This window comes from Empedobacter tilapiae, from assembly GCF_004785645.1.
Classification (GTDB): Bacteria; Bacteroidota; Bacteroidia; order Flavobacteriales; family Weeksellaceae; genus Empedobacter; species Empedobacter tilapiae.
This window is the reverse complement of record NZ_SRPE01000003.1, coordinates 18,314-37,760: the sequence shown is the minus strand read 5'-3', so window position 1 is coordinate 37,760 and position 19,447 is coordinate 18,314. Positions and strand designations below refer to the sequence as shown.

General features: G+C 32.8%; 19 protein-coding genes and 1 other RNA gene. 8 read left to right on the top strand and 12 right to left on the bottom strand.

What is annotated here, in order from left to right; all coding sequences use genetic code 11:
* Window positions 1-145: 145 nt before the first annotated feature.
* The 3 genes from E4J94_RS04270 to ssrA form a co-directional block, all read right to left on the bottom strand.
* Window positions 146-418 carry a helix-turn-helix domain-containing protein gene (locus E4J94_RS04270; RefSeq protein ID WP_135834632.1) on the bottom strand — a complete coding sequence of 91 codons (273 nt, stop codon included), beginning with the start codon at window positions 416-418 and terminating at the stop codon, window positions 146-148.
* 98 nt (window positions 419-516) lie between these two features.
* Window positions 517-1,743: a site-specific integrase gene (locus tag E4J94_RS04265; RefSeq protein WP_135834631.1), complete on the bottom strand. Its 1,227-nt coding sequence runs from the start codon at window positions 1,741-1,743 to the stop codon at window positions 517-519.
* Between the two features lie 146 nt (window positions 1,744-1,889).
* Window positions 1,890-2,287: a transfer-messenger RNA gene (gene ssrA, locus E4J94_RS04260) on the bottom strand.
* A 140-nt stretch (window positions 2,288-2,427) separates the two neighbouring features.
* On the opposite strand from ssrA, the gene E4J94_RS04255 reads away from it, so the two are divergent.
* From E4J94_RS04255 to E4J94_RS04245, 3 genes are all read left to right on the top strand, one after another.
* Entirely contained in the window at window positions 2,428-3,933 is a 1,506-nt protein-coding gene (locus E4J94_RS04255; protein ID WP_135834630.1) for an aldehyde dehydrogenase family protein, read from the top strand.
* Window positions 3,934-4,041: 108 nt separating this feature from the next.
* Entirely contained in the window at window positions 4,042-5,076 is a 1,035-nt protein-coding gene (gene adhP / locus E4J94_RS04250; protein WP_135834629.1) for an alcohol dehydrogenase AdhP, read from the top strand.
* Window positions 5,077-5,092: 16 nt separating this feature from the next.
* Window positions 5,093-5,473 carry a DUF779 domain-containing protein gene (locus E4J94_RS04245; RefSeq protein ID WP_135834628.1) on the top strand — a complete coding sequence of 127 codons (381 nt, stop codon included), beginning with the start codon at window positions 5,093-5,095 and terminating at the stop codon, window positions 5,471-5,473.
* Between the two features lie 53 nt (window positions 5,474-5,526).
* Here the strand turns inward: E4J94_RS04245 and gltX are convergent, their stop codons facing one another.
* Window positions 5,527-7,035 carry a glutamate--tRNA ligase gene (gltX, locus tag E4J94_RS04240; RefSeq protein ID WP_135834627.1) on the bottom strand — a complete coding sequence of 503 codons (1,509 nt, stop codon included), beginning with the start codon at window positions 7,033-7,035 and terminating at the stop codon, window positions 5,527-5,529.
* A 118-nt stretch (window positions 7,036-7,153) separates the two neighbouring features.
* Between gltX and E4J94_RS04235 the strand changes: the two genes are divergently transcribed.
* The 4 genes from E4J94_RS04235 to E4J94_RS04220 all read left to right on the top strand — a co-directional run bounded on the left by E4J94_RS04235 (window position 7,154) and on the right by E4J94_RS04220 (window position 12,562).
* The gene (locus E4J94_RS04235; protein ID WP_135834626.1) at window positions 7,154-8,023 is read left to right on the top strand and encodes an MBL fold metallo-hydrolase; all 870 of its coding nucleotides are present in this window, start codon (window positions 7,154-7,156) and stop codon (window positions 8,021-8,023) included.
* A gap of 86 nt (window positions 8,024-8,109) precedes the next feature.
* Window positions 8,110-9,774 carry a PSP1 domain-containing protein gene (locus E4J94_RS04230; protein ID WP_135834625.1) on the top strand — a complete coding sequence of 555 codons (1,665 nt, stop codon included), beginning with the start codon at window positions 8,110-8,112 and terminating at the stop codon, window positions 9,772-9,774.
* Entirely contained in the window at window positions 9,758-10,219 is a 462-nt protein-coding gene (locus E4J94_RS04225) for a gliding motility lipoprotein GldH (RefSeq protein WP_084106949.1), read from the top strand. The genes E4J94_RS04230 and E4J94_RS04225 overlap by 17 nt, the downstream gene beginning before the upstream one ends.
* 6 nt (window positions 10,220-10,225) lie before the next feature.
* Window positions 10,226-12,562 carry a penicillin-binding protein 1A gene (locus tag E4J94_RS04220; RefSeq protein WP_135834624.1) on the top strand — a complete coding sequence of 779 codons (2,337 nt, stop codon included), beginning with the start codon at window positions 10,226-10,228 and terminating at the stop codon, window positions 12,560-12,562.
* A 55-nt stretch (window positions 12,563-12,617) separates the two neighbouring features.
* Here E4J94_RS04220 and E4J94_RS04215 read toward each other — a convergent pair whose 3' ends face one another.
* Both E4J94_RS04215 and E4J94_RS04210 read right to left on the bottom strand, forming a co-directional pair.
* A complete protein-coding gene (locus E4J94_RS04215) occupies window positions 12,618-12,839 on the bottom strand; it encodes a hypothetical protein (protein WP_135834623.1) in 222 nt (73 codons plus the stop codon).
* 14 nt (window positions 12,840-12,853) lie between these two features.
* Entirely contained in the window at window positions 12,854-13,378 is a 525-nt protein-coding gene (locus tag E4J94_RS04210) for a GNAT family N-acetyltransferase (RefSeq protein ID WP_135834622.1), read from the bottom strand.
* Window positions 13,379-13,472: 94 nt separating this feature from the next.
* Between E4J94_RS04210 and metG the strand changes: the two genes are divergently transcribed.
* Window positions 13,473-15,509, top strand: a complete 2,037-nt coding sequence (gene metG / locus E4J94_RS04205) for a methionine--tRNA ligase (protein WP_135834621.1) — start codon at window positions 13,473-13,475, stop codon at window positions 15,507-15,509.
* A 111-nt stretch (window positions 15,510-15,620) separates the two neighbouring features.
* Here the strand turns inward: metG and E4J94_RS04200 are convergent, their stop codons facing one another.
* The 6 genes from E4J94_RS04200 to E4J94_RS04180 form a co-directional block, all read right to left on the bottom strand.
* Window positions 15,621-16,103, bottom strand: a complete 483-nt coding sequence (locus E4J94_RS04200) for a hypothetical protein (protein ID WP_135834620.1) — start codon at window positions 16,101-16,103, stop codon at window positions 15,621-15,623.
* 14 nt (window positions 16,104-16,117) lie between these two features.
* Entirely contained in the window at window positions 16,118-16,315 is a 198-nt protein-coding gene (locus E4J94_RS17815; RefSeq protein WP_246034253.1) for a hypothetical protein, read from the bottom strand.
* Between the two features lie 4 nt (window positions 16,316-16,319).
* Window positions 16,320-16,592 (bottom strand): hypothetical protein, encoded by a 273-nt coding sequence (locus tag E4J94_RS17810; protein WP_246034252.1) that lies wholly within the window; start codon window positions 16,590-16,592, stop codon window positions 16,320-16,322.
* Window positions 16,593-16,728: 136 nt separating this feature from the next.
* Window positions 16,729-17,703: an SPFH domain-containing protein gene (locus tag E4J94_RS04190; RefSeq protein ID WP_135834619.1), complete on the bottom strand. Its 975-nt coding sequence runs from the start codon at window positions 17,701-17,703 to the stop codon at window positions 16,729-16,731.
* A 59-nt stretch (window positions 17,704-17,762) separates the two neighbouring features.
* Complete coding sequence (locus E4J94_RS04185; RefSeq protein WP_135834618.1) at window positions 17,763-18,089, bottom strand: iron-sulfur cluster assembly protein; 327 nt, start codon at window positions 18,087-18,089, stop codon at window positions 17,763-17,765.
* Window positions 18,090-18,282: 193 nt separating this feature from the next.
* Window positions 18,283-19,443 carry a hypothetical protein gene (locus E4J94_RS04180; protein ID WP_135834617.1) on the bottom strand — a complete coding sequence of 387 codons (1,161 nt, stop codon included), beginning with the start codon at window positions 19,441-19,443 and terminating at the stop codon, window positions 18,283-18,285.
* Window positions 19,444-19,447: the final 4 nt, after the last annotated feature.

Below are 19,447 nucleotides of genomic sequence, written 5' to 3'. Positions count from 1 at the left end.
ATATATATACATAAGCCCTGTTTATCAAAGTTTTAAAAATTTTTAGAATTTTTTTAGAACAACCTTCTCTCCAATAAGTATCATATGGAGCTACCTCTTTATAAGCGGATACGGAGGCACCCCTCCTCTAAGGAGGGTATATCATCTACTTTTTACCTTTCTTTATAAAGATTGGAGCATTTTTAAGATCAAACAACGTAAAACGAACAGCACGACCAATTTTAGTATAAGGTATCAGATTATTTCGTTTATAATTATCAATCGTAGAGGTTGAAACCCCAAACATTGCTGCTGCTTGCTCTTTTGTTAAATAGATATCCTTCTCCTTTAAATCATTTCTTTCTTTTGCAATTTCTATTAATACCTGCTCTTTAACGATTTGCTGAATGAAAGCCTCGTTCCATAATAATTTTGTCATTTTTTATCTTTTGGAACTAAATAACCTGACATATTTTATAAACAAAAATAATTTCAGATTTTTTTTTAGAATTTATAAAAAACTTATAGCTTTTTGTCTTAATCAATTTTAATTTCTACATCTTTAAGAACCATCTCCAGTAATTTTGCTTCTTGCGTTTTACTCATCTTTATGTAACCTTTAACTGTCTTTTCTTGTTTGTGACCAGTTGCTAACATTATAATATCTAACGGAACACCCTTTGAGTAATAAATTGTAACGAAAGTTCTACGTGCAGTATGTGATGAAATTCGATCCATCCTTTTAATCTCTTCATTATTAATCAGAGAACGTTCCAATAATTTACACTTCTTAGCTATAACTTGAAGTTTCTTATTAAACTTCTGGTTAGAATATCGAATTGGCCAACCTGATGGATATTTATCTAAAATTAATTTCAGATTTTTCATCAACGGAAACTGAACTGATATTTTGGTTTTCTCCTGAATAAATTTTAGTGCCCCATCATCTTCAACATAGTTCGAAGTTATCTTATCAAGATCCGAAAACCTTTGACCAGTTATTACAAGTGCTAAAAATTGATCTCGAACTAATTCAAGTGAATTATCATAATTCAAATCTAAGTTAATAAGTTCATTCAACTCTTCCTCCGTTAATGCAATTTGATAAGATTCCTCGTCTTTAGTTAAGAATGACTTAGCTTTATAGTACGGATGGACCGTATATTCCAAATCTTCCGCAAATCTTAATATTGTTCTTACATATTTTAATCGGCGATATATGGTTGTTCCAGCATATTCTAATTCAAATAAATAATCAACAAGTTCATTCCTCATATTAATATCAAAATTATCTAATGTTGCTATTTCTTTATTGCGCAATTGATAATCAATAATATTTTTCTTTGCTAGGTTAATTGTTTTAATTGAGGATTCTGTTAAATACTTCTGAGTTCTGATATACAAATCAAATGCTTCTACTACCGTTTTAATTTTTGCTTTAGAATCAATTTTACCACCATTAAAGAAATGATTTTTGAATTCCAACTTAAACTCTTGTTTCAATGGCGTTCTTCCTAATTCATTGTTCAAAAACAAATACACATCTGTTGCGGCAGATTTCATCTTCTCTAAATGTGAATTGATTTCCAAACCATTTTTATTATAATTTGAATCTTTTACCCTCATCTTTAAAGGATTCCAATTTTTAGGTAAAACCTTATTCTTAGTACTTATTCTTAATTGTTGAGAATCCCATCTCACAACCATCTCAATAGTAGTCTCTATAGACACCGATGGTTTTGCTAATACAAAAGTGACATTCATAAATTATAATTTTTATAAAATTACAAAAACGGATGAAAAAACGGATGAAAAATTTAATAGTAGTTAATAGAAGTAAAGTCTTAAAAAGAAAAAACCTCCTGAAACAGAAGATTTTTAATAAAAGTTTTATTATCAACTATTAAAAGTTGTGGAGCTGGCGGGATTCGAACCCGCGTCCAAACAAGCAACAAATAAGCTTTCTACATGCTTAGTTTATTATTAATTTTCGACGATATCCTGAGAATAAACACTCTGTCAACCGCTTATCATCTAAAATCTCGAAACCTATCCGATGCACTAAGGTTTCTATTCTTACTTTCCCGTGTCCCTGTATCAAACGCCGTAAGTCAAGGCTTTTGAGGGACATTCAGCTTCTATACCTTGTATAGACGTGGCGTATTCTTACTAAAATTCAGAATTATGCAGCTAAAGCGTACTCTTCGTTGCCAGTTAAAAAGTTGAAGTGCCTGATTAAAGTGAGTACACAACCTATCACTGCATGCTTACTTACCCATTGGCCCTGCTGTCAAAACCAGTCAGCCCCATTAATAAGTTGTCAATAAATAATTGACGGATGCCAAATGTACAAATTTTATACCAAATAGAATTAACTTTTTATAAACATAATTATTGAATGATTTTGAATATATTAGAGAAAATTCAAATTATAAAAAACATAATAAAATGGGAAACTTAGTTAATGTACCTACTTTCAAAGATCATTATGATAATTATATCAATGGTCAATTTACACCTCCTACAAACGGAAAATATTTTGATGTTGTAACACCACTTACGGGAAAAGTTTTTACTAAAGCTGCCCACTCTTCTGAAGAAGATTTAGCAAAAGCAGTAGATGCTGCTCACGAAGCTTTCAAAAGTTGGAGTCAAACTTCTCCAACACAACGAAGTATTATTTTGAATAAAATTGCGGATAGAATTGAAGAAAATTTACAGAATGTTGCAGCTGTCGAAACTTATGACAATGGAAAGCCTGTTCGTGAAACTTTAAATGCTGACATCCCTTTAGCAATTGATCATTTCAGATATTTTGCTTCGGTAATTCGTGCAGAAGAAGGTTCTATCAACGAATTAGATAAAGATACAGTTTCAATTATTATTCACGAACCAATTGGAGTCGTTGCTCAAATTATCCCTTGGAACTTTCCTATTTTAATGGCTGTTTGGAAATTGGCACCAGCTTTAGCTGCTGGAAACTGTGTAGTTCTAAAACCTGCAGAATCTACTCCTATCTCTATTTTATATTTATTCGAATTAATTGGAGATTTATTACCTCCAGGGGTTGTTAACATTGTTAATGGTTTCGGAGGAGAATTAGGTCGCGCATTGGTTACAAATCCTAAAGTATCTAAAGCTGCATTTACAGGATCAACAGCTACTGGGCGTTTTGTAATGCAATATGCAACAGAAAATATTATTCCAGTTACGTTAGAATTAGGTGGTAAATCGCCTAATGTATTCTTCGAATCTGTAATGGATCACGACGATGATTTTTTAGATAAGGCAATTGAAGGTGCAGTATTATTTGCTTTAAATCAAGGTGAAATTTGTACATGCCCTTCGCGTTTATTAATTCAAGAATCTATTTATGATAAATTTATTGAACGAGTTGTAGAGCGTGTAAATGCAATTAAAGCAGGAAATCCTCTTGATCCAGAAACAATGATTGGAGCTCAAGCTTCTCAAATTCAATATGACAAAATTTTAAGTTATATTAATTTAGGAAAAGAAGAAGGTGCAGAAGTTTTAACTGGTGGAGATGCAAATCATTTGCAAGGAGATATCGAAGATGGTTTTTACATCAAACCAACGTTATTTAAAGGAAATAACAAGATGCGTATTTTCCAAGAAGAAATTTTTGGACCTGTGTTAGCTGTAACAACTTTCAAAGATGAAGCAGAAGCTATCGAACTTGCTAATGACACAATTTATGGCTTAGGAGCTGGTGTTTGGACACGTGATGCACATCAATTGTATCAAATTCCTCGTGCAATTCAGGCTGGTCGTGTTTGGGTAAATCAATATCATAGTTATCCTGCAGGAGCGCCTTTCGGAGGTTATAAACAATCTGGTATCGGACGTGAAAACCACAAAATGATGCTAGACCATTATCGTCAAACTAAAAACATGTTAATTTCTTATAGCAAAAAGAAACTTGGATTCTTCTAGTCAAAACATTTAAAATATCTTATTCCAGAATATTCGGAATGAGATATTTTTTGTTTTTTAATGCTACCATTGATATCTATTTTAATAATAATTTAAAACCATAATATTATGATTCCAAAAACAATGAAAGCGGCGGTTGTACAAGGATATGGACAACCTTTAAAAATTCAAGAAGTTCCAGTAAAAACTCCTGGGCAATATGAAGTTCTCGTAAAAGTAATCGCATGTGGTGTTTGTCATACAGATTTACATGCAATTGATGGAGATTGGCCTGTAAAAGCTAAAATGCCTTTAATTCCTGGACACGAAGGGGTTGGTATTGTCGTAGCATGTGGACCAGAAGCTCAAGTGAAAGAAGGTGACGCTGTTGGTGTTCCTTGGTTATATAGCGCTTGTGGATGTTGTGATCATTGTATTACTGGATGGGAAACACTTTGCGAAGCTCAACAAAATGGTGGATATAGTGTAGATGGTGGATTTGCTGAATATGTAATTGCAGACTCTAGGTATGTAGGGCATTTAAAATCGAATACAAACTTTCTAGAAATAGCTCCAATTTTATGTGCTGGTGTAACAGTGTATAAAGGATTAAAAGAAACGGATACTAAACCTGGTGAATGGGTTGCTATTTCTGGAATTGGAGGCTTAGGACATGTCGCTGTACAATACGCAAAAGCAATGGGATTGAAAGTTGCTGCTATAGATATTGCTGATGACAAACTAGATCTAGCAACAAAACTGGGAGCTGATATAACTGTCAATGCTAAAAATACAGATCCTGGAAAATTTTTGCATAAAGAAGTTGGGGGAATGCATGGAGCTCTAATTACTGCAGTATCTCCAATTGCTTTTAAACAAGGAATTGATGTATTAAGACGTAAAGGAACAATTGCTTTAAACGGATTACCTCCAGGATCATTCGAACTACCTATTTTTGAAACTGTTCTAAAACGAATCACCGTAAGAGGTTCTATTGTTGGAACAAGAAAAGACTTACAAGAAGCATTAGATTTTGCTAACGAAGGTTTGGTAAAAGCTACTGTAACACCAGCTAAATTAGAAGACATTAATGATGTTTTTGACAAAATGAAAAAAGGTCAAATTGATGGTCGAATAGTATTAGATATAGCTGGTACAACTTAAAAAAAAATTCTTCTGTATGAAATCAATTAATCGTATATCTGCATCTGATAAAGCAAAAAAACTTCTTGTTGAATTAAAAGTCAAGCATGGTGATCTGATGCTATACCAAGCAGGAGGATGTTGTGAAGGAACACAACCACAATGTTTCAGAAAAGGAGAATTTTATCTTCGATACAAAGATGTTTGCATTGGAGAAATTGATGGAGTAGAATTTTGGGTTGACAAAGATTTGTTCGAATATTGGAAACATGCACATTTCGAATTAGATGTAATTGATGCAATTGGCGCTGGAGGTTTTTCGTTAGAAGTTCCGCTTGGCAAAACATTTAAAGTCAATTATAGAATATTCTCTCAAGAAGAACTTAATCAATTAGACGAAGTCAAAATCAATTTATAACAGAAAAGCCATTTGCAATGCAAATGGCTTTTTTATTTATGATAGAAATAATTTTATCCTAAAACTTCAATCGCTTTGTTGATACGCGCAATCGTTTCCTCTTTTCCTAAAGTTGCCATAATTACAGGAACATCTGGTCCTTGTAATGCACCAACTAAACTAAGACGTAAAGGCATTCCGATTTTTCCAAATCCAATTTCTTGAGCTGTAACAAATTCTGCCATTGCATCATGTAAAATTTCAGCAGTAAATTCTGATGAATTTAAAACTTCAACAAATTTTCCTAAAATCTCTTTCGAATCATCTTTCCAAGCTTTTTTAGCTGCTTTTTCGTCGTAAGAAGAAGGAGCTGTATAAAAGAATTGACCTTGCTCAAAAATATCTTTCACAAAGTTTGCTCTTTCTTTTAACAATTCAACCACTTTTGCATCTAAAGCTGGATTCGCTTCGATTCCGTTTTCTTTTAAAACTTCTTCGAAAGAAGGCAATAATTCTTCAACCGATTTTTGTTGTAAATATTGATGATTAAACCAAGTCGCTTTTTCTGGAGAAAAACGTGCACCCGATTTCGAAACTTTTTCTAATGAAAATAATTGAATCAATTCTTCCATTGTAAAAATCTCTTGATCAGTTCCAGAATTCCATCCTAACAAAGCTAACATATTCAACACTGCATCTGGGAAATACCCTTCTTGTTTGTATCCTTTTGCAATTCCTTCTTCTGTTTTCCATTCCATTGGGAAAACTGGAAATCCGTGCTTGTCTCCATCACGTTTACTTAATTTTCCTTTTCCTTCTGGTTTTAGGATTAATGGTAAATGAGCGAAACGAGGCGCTTCCCAACCAAATGCATCATACAATAATTCGTGTAAAGCCATTGATGGTAACCATTCTTCTCCACGAATTACGTGAGAAATTCCCATCAAATGATCGTCTACAATATTAGCTAAGTGATACGTCGGCATTCCATCAGATTTAAACAAAACTTTATCATCTAAAGTTGCTGCATCAATCGAAATTTTACCACGAATCATATCATCCAATAAAACTGTACGCGAATCATCAATTTTGAAACGAATCACATAAGGAGTTCCATTCTCAATTAAAGCTTTTGATTCAGTTTCTGTCAACGATAAAGAGTTTTTCAATTTTCCTCTTGTTGACCAATTATAGATAAATGTTTCTTTATTTTCTTCTGCTTTTGCACGCGCAGCATCTAATTCTTCTGCCGTATCAAACGCATAATATGCATTTCCAGAAGCTAATAATTCGTCTACATATTGTTTGTAGATTTCTTTACGCTCCGATTGACGATAAGAACCTAAATCTCCACCAAAACCAACACCTTCATCAGGAGTTAAGCCTAACCATTTCAACGAATCGATAATATATTGTTCAGCACCTTCCACATAACGTGTTTGGTCTGTATCCTCTATTCTTAATAAGAATTTTCCGTTATTATGTTTTGCGAAAAGATAATTGTATAACGCAGTACGGACTCCTCCGATGTGTAACGCACCTGTTGGACTTGGCGCAAATCTTACACGAACTTCTTTTGCCATTGTATCAAAATTTTTGCAAATTTAAGTCGTTCAATTCTATAATAGATATTTATTTTAAATAATATTCTATTTTTTATCTTCGTAAAACAAAAATTCAACAAAATAAAACCACATAAAAATGAAATTATATACAATAGAAACAGGAAATTTTAAATTAGATGGCGGTGCCATGTTCGGAATTGTACCAAAATCTATTTGGAATAAAACTAATCCTGCTGATGATAGAAATTTAATAAATCTTGCGATGAGATGTCTATTAATCGAAGATGGCGAAAGATTAATTTTGATTGATACAGGAATCGGAACTAAACAAGATGCAAAATTCTTTGGTTTTTATTATTTATGGGGCGATGCTACTTTGGATAATTCTTTAGCCAAACATGGTTTTCATCGCGATGATATTACAGATGTTTTCTTGACGCATTTACATTTTGACCATTGCGGAGGAGCAATTCGATACAACAAAGAGAAAGATTATTTAGAAGCTTCATTCAAAAACGCAAAATTTTGGTCAAATGCGAATCATTGGGATTGGGCTGTAAATCCAAATCCTCGCGAAAAAGCATCTTTCCTGAAAGAAAATATTTTACCTCTACAAGAAAGTGGACAACTTAATTTGATTGATTTACCTCAAAATGGATCAATTTTAGAAAACTCTCCACTTGGTTTTGATATTTTATTTGTGGATGGACATACCGAAAAGCAAATGTTACCAATCATTACATACAAAGGCAAAAAAATAGTTTATATCGCAGATTTAATCCCAACTGTAGGACATATTCCGCTAATTTATATCATTGGGTTTGATACACGACCTTTAATAACAGTTGAAGAAAAAGGAACGTTTTTACAAAAAGCTGTCGAAAATGAGTATATTTTGTTTTTTGAACACGATCATGTCAACGAATTGGCCACGTTAAAATTAACAGAAAAAGGTGTAAGATTAGATCAAACCTATTCATTTTCAGAAATTTTTGATTCAATTTAAAATCAATTTCATAACCGAAATGATTTCACAAATTCAGAAAAATATTTTCATACCTTTGTGTTGTCATTTAAAAAAATTATAGAAGCATGGGATGTGGATCTTGTGGAACTTCTAATGGCCTTCCGAAAGGATGTAACAATAATGGTGCTTGTGGCACTGATGGTTGTGGAAAATTATCAGTTTTTGATTGGTTATCGAATATGCAACTTCCAAATGGACAAGAAAAGTTCAATTTTGTGGAAGTTCGTTTCAAAAACGATCGAAAGTTTTATTATAAAAACGAAAACAACATATCTCTAAATATTGGCGATGTAATCGCTGTTGAAGGAACACCTGGTCATGATATTGGGGTTGTTACACTTACGGGTGAGCTTGTTAGAATCCAGATGAAAAAGAAGAATCTTTCGTGGACTGCGGAAGATGTCAAGAAGGTTTATCGCAAAGCGAACCAAAAAGATATAGAAACTTGGGTAGAGTTTCGTGATAGAGAAAAACAAACAATGGTTGATTCTCGAATTATGGCGAAAAACCTTAATTTGGAAATGAAAATTTGTGATGTTGAGTACCAAGGAGATGGAGCGAAAGTTACATTTTATTATACAGCAGAAGGACGTGTCGATTTCCGTCAATTAATCAAAGAGTACGCTGGGAAATTTGGCGTAAGAATTGAGATGAAACAAATCGGATATCGTCAAGAAGCAGCAAAAGTTGGGGGAATTGGATCTTGTGGACGCGAATTATGTTGTTCGACTTGGTTAACAGATTTCCGCTCTGTGAGCACTGCTGCGGCACGTTATCAACAATTGTCAATTAACTCGCAAAAGTTAGCTGGACAATGTGGTAAATTAAAATGTTGTTTAAATTTTGAATTGGATTCATATTTGGATGCATTAAATAGTTTTCCGTCAATGGAAAGCCGTTTCGAGACTGAAAAAGGTTGGGCACATTGTGTTAAAATAGACGTTTTCAAGAAAGAAATGTGGTTTGCTTATGACAAAGGAGGGATTGTTTGGTACAAATTTTCGGTAGACGATATTCAAGAATTTTTAGCAATTACTGCAAAAGGTCAAAAAACTGAACCTTTAGAAGATTTAGCTAAAAATGTAGAAGAGTCGAAACCAGATTTTACAGATGTAATTGGTGAAGATTCTTTAGAACGTTTTGAACGTAAAGAAAAGCAAAACAAAAAACGTAAAAGAATTAAGAATAATCAAAATTCTGGAAACGAAAAAGTTGCAGCGAATGCTAATAATCTGAAACCTCAGAAGGCAAAACAAAAACAGCCGAATGAAGCGAAAGATAAAGTAAATCGTCCTGAAAATAAACAAGGAAAGAATCCAAATCAGTCTAAAAAGAATAATCAAAATAGACCGAACAAAAATTCGAATCCTAATCAGAATCAACAACAACAAAATCAGCCAAAAGAGAAGCAACAGCCAACTCAGGTGAAAGAGCAACAAGCTCAACAAAATACTGATCAGCAAAAGCCGCAAGGAAATACTCGCAATCGTAATCAACAAAAGCGAAAACCGAACAATCCAAGCAATAATAGCCAACAAAATAATCAAGCTAATCAGTCAACTCAACAACCAAAAAAACAACCTCAGCAAAATAATCAAAATGCTGAGCAAAAACCGAAAACTAAGGACGAGAGTCAAGCAAATAATTCTCAACCGAATCCAAATAAATCGAAGAATCGAAATAAAAAAAGATTTAATCGTGGGCCAAAACCAGATGATACGCAACAGTAGTTTGCTTTTTATTTTAGTCTTTTTATTGTTTAGTTGCGAGGCTAAACACTATTATCAAGACACAAAAGATGTGAAAGATGAATGGAAGAGCAATCAGCCTCAAACCTTTACGTTTGATGTAAAAGATCCTAAACCTTCGGCTGTTAACATTGGATTTGTGTTAAGAAATAATACGTCGTATGAATATAGTAACTTATATTTGTTCACGAAATTCATCGATCCTAAAGGAAATGAAATGATTGATACCTTACAATATTACATTGCAAATCCTGATGGAAGTTGGATTGGTAAAGGAATGACAACAAAAGAAATGATGTTGGTTTATCGTGAAAATTTGCCAATAAAAGACTCTGGTCGCTATCAACTAAAAGTTTGGCAAGGTATGCGAACAAAGAATTTGAAAGGAATCGAAGACATTAGTTTGATTGTTGATAAAGCTGAATAATACAGAATGGAAAACAATAAAAATCCTAAAACAAGCAAAACTTCTAAAGCAAAAAAGAAGTTCAATAGCTTTTCATTAGCCAAAAAAATAATCGTTACTATTTGGGTACTGTTTTTTTGTGCCGTATTAGGAATTTTCGGAATCTTTTGGGCGACATCTAACGGATGGTTAGGTGAAATTCCCAATGTACGTGATTTAGAAAATCCTGATATTTATGTTTCATCAGAAATTATTTCTTCTGATGGTGTTTTGTTAGATCGTTTCGAAGCAGAACGCAGAACACCAGTAGATTACAAAGATTTGCCACCGCATTTAGTTGACGCATTGTTAGCAAAAGAGGACGTTCGTTTCTTTGATCACTCAGGTGTAGACATTAAAGCAGCAGCTCGTGCAATTACTTCTGGAGGAGAATCTGGAGGTGGTTCTACTATTACGCAGCAGTTGGCAAAACAATTGTACACAAAAGATCCTTCTTCTAATAAAGTAAAACGTGTTTTACAGAAATTAAAAGAATGGGTAACTTCTGTTCAGTTAGAAAAATTATATACAAAAGAAGAAATTATTGCAATGTATTTCAATAAGTTCGACTTTATCTATAATGCAAAAGGAATTGAATCTGCTTCTAAAGTTTATTTCAATAAAACAACGAAAGAATTAAATTTAGATGAAGCTGCAACATTGGTTTCGATGTTTCAAAATCCTGTAGCTTATAATCCTGTAAAATATCCTGAAGTTTCTAAAAAGCAAAGAAATCTTGTCTTAAAGCAAATGATGAAATACAACAAGATTTCTCAAGCTGAAGGAGAAGCTGCTCAAAATGCTCCTTTAGTTACGGATAAGCAAGATATTATGAAACATGATGAATCACATTCTGCTTATTTCAAATCTGCTTTACGTAAAGAAATCACAGAGTGGATGGCTGAATATGAAAAAGAAACAGGAAAATCATATAACCTGGAGAAGGATGGTCTTAAAATCTATGTTACATTAGATTCAAGAATGCAAAATTTAGCTGAAGAAGCGGTTAAAAAACAATTAAAAGTTTTACAAGATCAATTCTTTGGAGAACAACGAGGACGTAGTTTAGCACCATTTTATAATATCTCTGCTGCAAAAAGAACTCAAATCTTTAAGCAAGCTATGGCTCGTACAGATTTGTATAAAAAAATGAAAGCAGAAGGTAAATCTGATGCAGAAATCGAAACTGTTTTCAATACACCACGAGATTCTGTTCAATTCTTTACATGGAATGGAATTCAATACAAAAAGAATAAAACATTGATGGATTCTATCGAATATCACAAACATATCTTACAAGCTGGTTTGATGTCAATGGATCCTAAAGATGGTACAATTAAAGCTTGGGTTGGAGGAATCGATTGGAACTATTTCAAATTTGATCACGTAAAACAAGCACGTCGTCAGGTAGGTTCTACATTCAAACCGTTTGTTTATGCAACTGCGATTAACCAATTAGGATTAACTCCTTGTCATACAGTTTCAAACGAAAGAATTCCAGGTAAATGGTCTCCACGTAACGCTAATGGAAAATACGGAGGTTCGCAAGATTTAAGAACAGCTTTAGCATATTCTACAAATATTGTTGCCGCACGTTTAATCATGCAAACAGGTACTGAACCTGTTATACAAATGACACGAGATTTAGGAGTTGAATCTCCAATAGTAAAAGATCCTACTATTGCATTAGGTTCTGCTGACTTATCTTTATATGAAATGGTAGGAGCAATGAGTGCCTTTGCAAATGGAGGTATTTACATTAAACCTCAATTGATTTTAAGAATAGAAGATAAGCAAGGTAAAGTTATAAAAGATTATACACCAAAAACTCGTGAAGTTGTAAACGAAAATGTAGCATATACAATGATTGACTTGATGAAAGGTGTTGTAGATAGAGGTTCTGGTGCCAGATTAAGAAATCGTTATGGATTAACTGCCGAAATTGCAGGTAAAACAGGTACAACGAATGAAAACTCTGATGGTTGGTTCATGGGATTAACGCCAAATTTAGTTACTGGAGTTTGGGTTGGTGCAGAAGACCGATTTGCACACTTTGCGAGTACAGCTACAGGGCAAGGAGCAAATACAGCTTTACCTATTTGGGCTTACTATATGCAAGGAGTTTATAAAGAAGGAGGTAAATTTGGAGTAACTGCTGGAGATAAATTTGAAAAACCAAAAGACATCGAAAAACATTGGGATTGTTCTAATACATATGGATTTCATCAGTATGATCAAATCTACGATCCAGGTCCAATCATAGAAGGAAGTGGTAGTGAAAGCGTAGGCGAAAACTATGAAGTTCCGGATGAAGAAGGTCAATAATTAAATTGATATAATAAAAATAGCCACTCAAAATTGGGTGGCTATTTTTTATGATTTATAATTCTTCTTTTTCCTCTTCGTTATCAAACTGATTGTTGTACGCTTCACGTTCTTGTGCCAATTTCTTTTCGCGTTGTTTTTTCTTAAAGTCTCGAATCGTCATATACGTTAACAACACAACAAGCGCTGCAACCAAAAAATAATTAGCATACGTAAATAAGTTCGTAATTGTATCTGTTACCACCTCATTTGGCGTTACAGCAGCCTTTTCTTCCATAGGAAATATTTTTATTATTGATAGAATTCTTTCGGATATTCTACCATTCCATTTACATTTTTCAGCGCACCTTCAACCAACTCAATTGCCATACAATTTTCATCAAGAACATCAAAAGGTAACTGAATATCAAAGTCAGACGCTTTTCGGTAACCAAATTTAGGATAATAAGTTGGATGTCCTAATAAAATGATCGATTCAAAACCTAATTCTCTCGCTTTCTTATGCGCAAATTCTATTAAATGACCACCAATTCCATTTCCTTGATAATTAGGTAAAACCGCCACAGGAGCAAGCGCTAAAGAATCGTAAGAAAAATCTGAATGATTAATTTTAATCTTTGTCAATAAAACATAACCAACAATAAGTCCATTCATTTCAAAAACAATAGACAAGTCAGGAACGAAATCATCAGACTTTCGTAATCGTTCAACTAAAAATTGTTCACGACGATCACTATATTCTTCATTTTCAAATGCCTTTTCAATCAATTCAAAAACTTGTTCATAATCGCTTTTCTCTTCTTTCCTAATATTCATTCCTTCATAAATTGATTAACCTTATAAAATTAGAAAAAGGTTTTAACAAAACAAACAACAAATCGTATCTTTGTCGCTTATAGATTTTAAGCAAATGAGTCAACCAAAAAGATATACAATTACAGCGGCTTTACCTTATGCTAACGGACCATTGCACATTGGTCACATGGCAGGTGTTTACGTTCCTTCTGATATTTATGCACGTTTTTTACGAAGAAAAGGAAAAGATGTAGCATTTATTGGAGGTTCTGACGAACATGGTATTCCAATTACAATTCGTGCCAAAAAGGAAGGTGTTACGCCACAAGATATTGTTGATCGTTACCACGAAAATATCAAAAATACATTGGCTAATTTTGGTGTAACGTTCGATATTTATTCTCGTACAACATCAGATAAACACAGAGAAGTTGCTCAAGATTTCTTCAAAACGTTGTATGATAACAACAAGTTTACAGAAGATGTTACAGAACAATTTTACGATGAAGATGCGCATGAATTTTTAGCAGATCGATACATTCGTGGTGAATGTCCTAAATGTGGAAATCCTGATGCTTATGGAGATCAATGTGAGAAATGTGGCTCAACATTAAGCCCAGAAGAATTGATTAATCCTCGTTCTGCTTTATCTGGAAATACTCCAATCAGAAAAGAAACTAAAAACTGGTATTTGCCATTAAATCAATACCAAAATTTCTTATCAAAATGGATTTTAGAAGGTCACAAAAATGATTGGAAATCGAGTGTTTATGGTCAAGTAAAATCATGGTTAGACGATGGTTTAAAACCTCGTGCTATGACACGCGATTTGAACTGGGGAATTCCTGTTCCTGTTGATGGAGCTGAAGGAAAAGTAATGTATGTTTGGTTCGATGCTCCAATTGGTTATATTTCTTTCACGCAAGAATGGGCGGAGCAAAATGGTAAAAACTGGAAAGATTATTGGCAAAACGAAGAAACGAAATTGGTTCATTTTATCGGGAAAGACAATATCGTTTTCCACTGTATCATTTTCCCAACAATGATGAAAGCGCATGGCGATTATATTATGCCAGACAATGTTCCTGCAAACGAATTCTTGAATTTAGAAGATGATAAAATCTCAACTTCTCGTAATTGGGCTGTTTGGGCGCACGAATATTTAGAAGATTTTCCAAATCAACAAGATACATTACGTTATGTATTGACGGCAAATATGCCTGAAAATAAAGACAATAACTTTACGTGGAAAGATTTCCAGACAAAGAATAATTCTGAATTAGTTGGAATTTTAGGAAACTTTATCAACCGCGTAATGGTACTTTCTCACAAATATTACGAAGGAATTGTTCCTACAAAAACAATAGAATTTGAAGAATTAACTGAAATCAAATATTTTGCAAAACGTATCGGTGATCATTTAGAGAAATATGAATTCCGTGCTGCGTTGACAGAATATATGAATTTAGCTCGTCTTGGAAATCAATTTTTACAAGCGCAAGAACCTTGGAAAAAAGGTGATGATCCAGAAGCTGTAAAAGGAATTATGTACACAGCAACGCAAATTGCTGCTGCATTAGGACAATTGGGAGAACCATTTATTCCGTTTGCTTCTGAGAAAATATTAGCAATGATGAATGTAGAAAAAATGAGTTGGGATGATTTAGAATCAACAGACGAATTTGTAAAAGCTGGACATCAATTAGGACAATCTGAATTAATTTTTGCGAAAATTGAAGACGAAGCCATCGAAGCACAAATCAATAAATTAAACGAAAGTAAAGTCAAAAATAATATGACAAATCCAAACGCAGAGCCTCAAAAAGAATTGATTTCTTTTGATGATTTCCAAAAAATGGATATCCGTATCGGAACTATTTTAGAAGCGAAAAAAGTTGAAAAAGCAGACAAATTATTCGAACTAAAAGTAGATACAGGAATGGACGTTCGTACAATTGTTTCTGGTATTGCAGAACATTTTACGTTAGAAGAAATCGTTGGTAAACAAGCAATGGTATTAGCAAATTTAGCGCCTCGTAAAATTCGTGGAATCGAATCGAACGGAATGTTATTATTCGCTGATAAAGCAGACGGAAAATTAACGTTTGTAAATCCAGAAGAAGAAACGCCAAACGGTGTTCAAGTTGGATAGACTTAGATTTTAGATATAAGTATTGAGATATTAGAAAGCCACTTCATCGAAGTGGCTTTTAGTTTTATTTTAGTTTAAATTCAGTTGCAATAACATATTGATTATCTAAAATTAATAACTGGTTTTTAAAATTTTTCGGCTCTCCAAAAGTTTTAAAAACCAGTTATTATTTTCGATAAAAAATTTCTCTATCTCATTAATTATTGAAAATGGAGCGTTCAGAAATTTTCCATTTCCTTCATTTATATTCTTTAAAAAAGTTTCAAAATCTAAATTTGATTTGTTTAAATAATCTTTTAATTCTCGAAAGCCTAGAACTCTATTATGAATAATCCTTTCTATATTTTCTAGAAAAAAATCTATGTTTTGTGGTTTTGAATTTAAGAAAATTTCTAAAAAACTTTCATTGTAATCAATTAATAATGGATGATCAGAAAACAACAATAACTTACATTCATTTTTTTCTTTTAAGAAAGCTTCCTTTTTACCAAGAAAATCAAAACGATAATTAATATTCTCAAAAATTAAAGTGATACAATTTGTATTAAAATCGTTAATTCTTACGACTTGATCATTTAAATCGTTAATTATCATTACAATATTTAGTTTTACTTAATTATTTTATTTGATTGTAAAAATAACTTTATATCATTTAAAACTTCTTTCGGTCTTTCATCTTTTACTCCATGCCATGTTTTTTCATAAACTTTATGCGTTATATAAGCTTTATGTTCATTGGTTAATTTTTCATTTTCAGCTTTAAAATCAAACCAATCTTGATTGTTTATTGGATCAAAAATCAACATAGGTTTATCTAAATTTCTGTAAATAATTTTTGGATTTAATTGATGTGTCGAAGCGCCAAAAGCTGTTTTTGAAGTAAAAGGTGTATAAATAATTGATAGGATTTTTAGGGTTTCCCCACTCTAAATAATGCATTTTCACATTATTTGTCTGAATATAATGACCATATTGCTTTTCATATTTATCAAAATCAATTCTAAACTCATTATATAATTTCGATTGATTGATAGAATCCTGATTAATCATTTTATTAGATTGTCCATATAACGGAATAACCATTAAAACGGTTATCAAAAACAAAAAATAACACTTATTTAAGTTTCTTTTTTTAGTGGATTTGTCTTTCATATAATAAGTGGATTTGTCTTTCATATAATATTAAGAATATACTTAAAATACTTCATATAATGATTTTCTAAGGATGTTCTGGAAAAGTAAACGAATCTCCTTGATTTGGTTTATTTTTTCGTTGAGCTGGATTATCTTCTTTTGTTATTTGAGGCTCATTCAGTTCATGTGCTGCGGTAAACGAAGTAACCATTGTATTCAGCATTTCAGAAGCTGCAGTTGGTGAATTTGGCAACAAAACTAATTTGCTTCCAGATTTTTCTCCAATCGCTTGCAATGTATCATAATGTTGTGTTACCACAATTAGCGCAGAAGCCTCTTGCGAGGTGATTCCCGCTCCATTCAACACGTCAACAGATTCTAATAAACCTTTTGCAATTTCACGACGCTGATCTGCAATACCTTGTCCTTGTAAACGCTTCGATTCTGCCTCGGCTCTTGCTTTTTCTACAATCAAAATACGTGCAGCATCACCTTCATATTGCGCCGCTAATTTTTCACGTTCCGCAGCATTAATACGGTTCATCGCATGCTTTACTTGCTCATCTGGATCAATATCGGTTACCAATGTTTTGACTATTTCGTAACCATATGAATTCATTGCTTCTTGCAATTCACTTTTTACTGCTACTGCAATATCATCTTTCTTCTCGAAAACATCATCTAAACGAAGTTTTGGAACCTCAGCTCGGACAACATCAAAAACGAAAGAAGTTATTTGCGTATAAGGATTATCTAATTTATAGAATGCATCATAAACTTGATTTTTAATGACTTGATATTGAACAGAAACTTTCAATCGAACAAATACATCATCTTTTGTTTTAGTTTCGACAACAACATCTAATTGTTGAATTTTAAGTGACATTTTTCCTGCTATTCTATCTACAATCGGAATTTTGAATTGCAATCCTGGATTTCGTATACTATGAAATTTTCCAAAACGTTCAATTACGATTGCTGTTTGTTGTTTAACAGTAAAAATGAATAAGAATAATATAATTATTCCTATAAATAATAGTATTCCTATAGTAGATCCCATATATTTTAGTGTTTTTTAGTTTGTTGGTTTTAAGGTACAAAAAAATTAGGAATGTTAAGTTATAACATTCCTAATTCGAATTTTGCTTCTTCGCTCATCATATCTCTATCCCAAGGTGGATCGAACGTAATTTCTACGTAACATTTAGTTACATATTCTATCTCTTCTACGCGCTGTTCTACCTCAACAGGTAAACTTTCTGCAACAGGACAGTTTGGCGATGTAAGGGTCATCGTAACTTTTACTTCACCATCTGCATTTACCTGAGCATCGTATACTAATCCCAATTCGTATATATCAACAGGAATCTCAGGATCATAAACTGTTTTGAATTTTTCAACCAATTTTTCTCCTATCGAATCCAATTGTTCTTCTGTTAATGCCATTATTTCAATTCTTAAGAGTACAAATGTACAAATACTTTGCCTTACGTGGAATTTTTCTAAATAACTATTTTTAATGATTTAAAATAAAATAGTTATAATAAACGAAAATCGCTTCTTTGGAGAACCCAAAAAAGCGATTTACAAACACGAAGAACTTTTTTATAAGAAAAGTTTAATCATTATATAGTTTTAATTATAGACCAACTGTCCATCCTTTTGCCCAAGTTGGAGTATCTACACCATTTCCAGCTCCAGTATTATTGGCTTTAGAATAAGCATTAGAAACATCAATTGAGGCTCCTGCTTTATTTTTACCTGTAGCTTCAACTCCAACATTAATAAATTGAACATTTTTGATGAATAAATCTTTCGGAATCCAGCTTAATGTAACATCATGCTCAATATCAATTCCTTTTGCCCAATTAGCTAATACTAAATTCTCAAATTTACCTTTAGTTCCTTCACGCAATTTCATTGCTTGATTTTCTGATCCTTCATATGTTCCTCCTAAACCAATAAAAGTTGCATTTTTAATAATAGGATTTGAGAAAGGTGATAATTCGTTATTACTTGAATTGTTATCAGCTTCTAAACCTCTATTTCCTTTGTTACGACCTTCTTTAGCGTACCAAAATTCATTTGTTCCTATCCAACCTTCAGTCCAGTCAAATTGATCATCTTCGTTTTCATTTGATACGATATATTTTGTATTTACAGTACCTCCAAAGAATTCGATTCCGTCATCAGAACCTGCATACATTTGTACATATTCAATTTTAGTTCCGTTACCTACTCCAAACAAAGAAAGTCCATTAAACTCTTTATCTTTATTAAAGATTGCTCCTGCATATTCAATACGAGTATATGTAATTGAACCTGAATTATCGTTTGTTACATCTCCCCCATACGTTAACTCAGAAACCTCTGCGGTAGCAGATTTAGCTTTGTTAATTGGTGCTTTCCCGCATAAAACAACTCCTCCCCAAGATCCTGGTGTCTTACTATCTGAAGTAAATACTACTGGATTAGAAGAAGTTCCATTAGCAAAAATTTGTCCTCCTTGAGCTACTGCAATAAATGATTTTGTTCCTCCTTGAGCTACAATTTTTGTTCCAGCAGGAATATTTAAAACTGCACCATCATTAACCTGAATCTTTCCTGTTAAATAATATGTTTTAGATGCATCTAATGTTACTTTATCACCACTTTTTAATTCACCTTGAAAATCAGCAGGGTTTGCAACAAAGCCAGAAGGTGTAGTTTCTCCCCCATTATCATCATCATTAGAACAACTTGTTAAAGCTAATGTTGAAAATGCTCCTACTAAAAATAGTTTTAAAATTGATTTTTTCATAATT

Bases quoted from the DNA above. Each gene is read 5' to 3' on its own strand.
- E4J94_RS04235 (WP_135834626.1), top strand. From the start codon at position 7,154: ATGAAATTATATACAATAGAAACAGGAAATTTTAAATTAGATGGCGGT.
- E4J94_RS04180 (WP_135834617.1), bottom strand. From the start codon at position 19,443: ATGAAAAAATCAATTTTAAAACTATTTTTAGTAGGAGCATTTTCAACA.
- E4J94_RS17810 (WP_246034252.1), bottom strand. From the start codon at position 16,592: ATGGTTATTCCGTTATATGGACAATCTAATAAAATGATTAATCAGGAT.
- gltX (WP_135834627.1), bottom strand. From the start codon at position 7,035: ATGGCAAAAGAAGTTCGTGTAAGATTTGCGCCAAGTCCAACAGGTGCG.
- E4J94_RS04270 (WP_135834632.1), bottom strand. From the start codon at position 418: ATGACAAAATTATTATGGAACGAGGCTTTCATTCAGCAAATCGTTAAA.
- E4J94_RS04255 (WP_135834630.1), top strand. From the start codon at position 2,428: ATGGGAAACTTAGTTAATGTACCTACTTTCAAAGATCATTATGATAAT.
- E4J94_RS04220 (WP_135834624.1), top strand. From the start codon at position 10,226: ATGGAAAACAATAAAAATCCTAAAACAAGCAAAACTTCTAAAGCAAAA.
- E4J94_RS04210 (WP_135834622.1), bottom strand. From the start codon at position 13,378: ATGAATATTAGGAAAGAAGAGAAAAGCGATTATGAACAAGTTTTTGAA.
- E4J94_RS04230 (WP_135834625.1), top strand. From the start codon at position 8,110: ATGGGATGTGGATCTTGTGGAACTTCTAATGGCCTTCCGAAAGGATGT.
- E4J94_RS04215 (WP_135834623.1), bottom strand. From the start codon at position 12,839: ATGGAAGAAAAGGCTGCTGTAACGCCAAATGAGGTGGTAACAGATACA.
- adhP (WP_135834629.1), top strand. From the start codon at position 4,042: ATGATTCCAAAAACAATGAAAGCGGCGGTTGTACAAGGATATGGACAA.
- E4J94_RS04225 (WP_084106949.1), top strand. From the start codon at position 9,758: ATGATACGCAACAGTAGTTTGCTTTTTATTTTAGTCTTTTTATTGTTT.
- E4J94_RS04265 (WP_135834631.1), bottom strand. From the start codon at position 1,743: ATGAATGTCACTTTTGTATTAGCAAAACCATCGGTGTCTATAGAGACT.
- E4J94_RS17815 (WP_246034253.1), bottom strand. From the start codon at position 16,315: ATGTTGATTTTTGATCCAATAAACAATCAAGATTGGTTTGATTTTAAA.
- E4J94_RS04200 (WP_135834620.1), bottom strand. From the start codon at position 16,103: ATGATAATTAACGATTTAAATGATCAAGTCGTAAGAATTAACGATTTT.
- metG (WP_135834621.1), top strand. From the start codon at position 13,473: ATGAGTCAACCAAAAAGATATACAATTACAGCGGCTTTACCTTATGCT.
- E4J94_RS04185 (WP_135834618.1), bottom strand. From the start codon at position 18,089: ATGGCATTAACAGAAGAACAATTGGATTCGATAGGAGAAAAATTGGTT.
- E4J94_RS04190 (WP_135834619.1), bottom strand. From the start codon at position 17,703: ATGGGATCTACTATAGGAATACTATTATTTATAGGAATAATTATATTA.
- E4J94_RS04245 (WP_135834628.1), top strand. From the start codon at position 5,093: ATGAAATCAATTAATCGTATATCTGCATCTGATAAAGCAAAAAAACTT.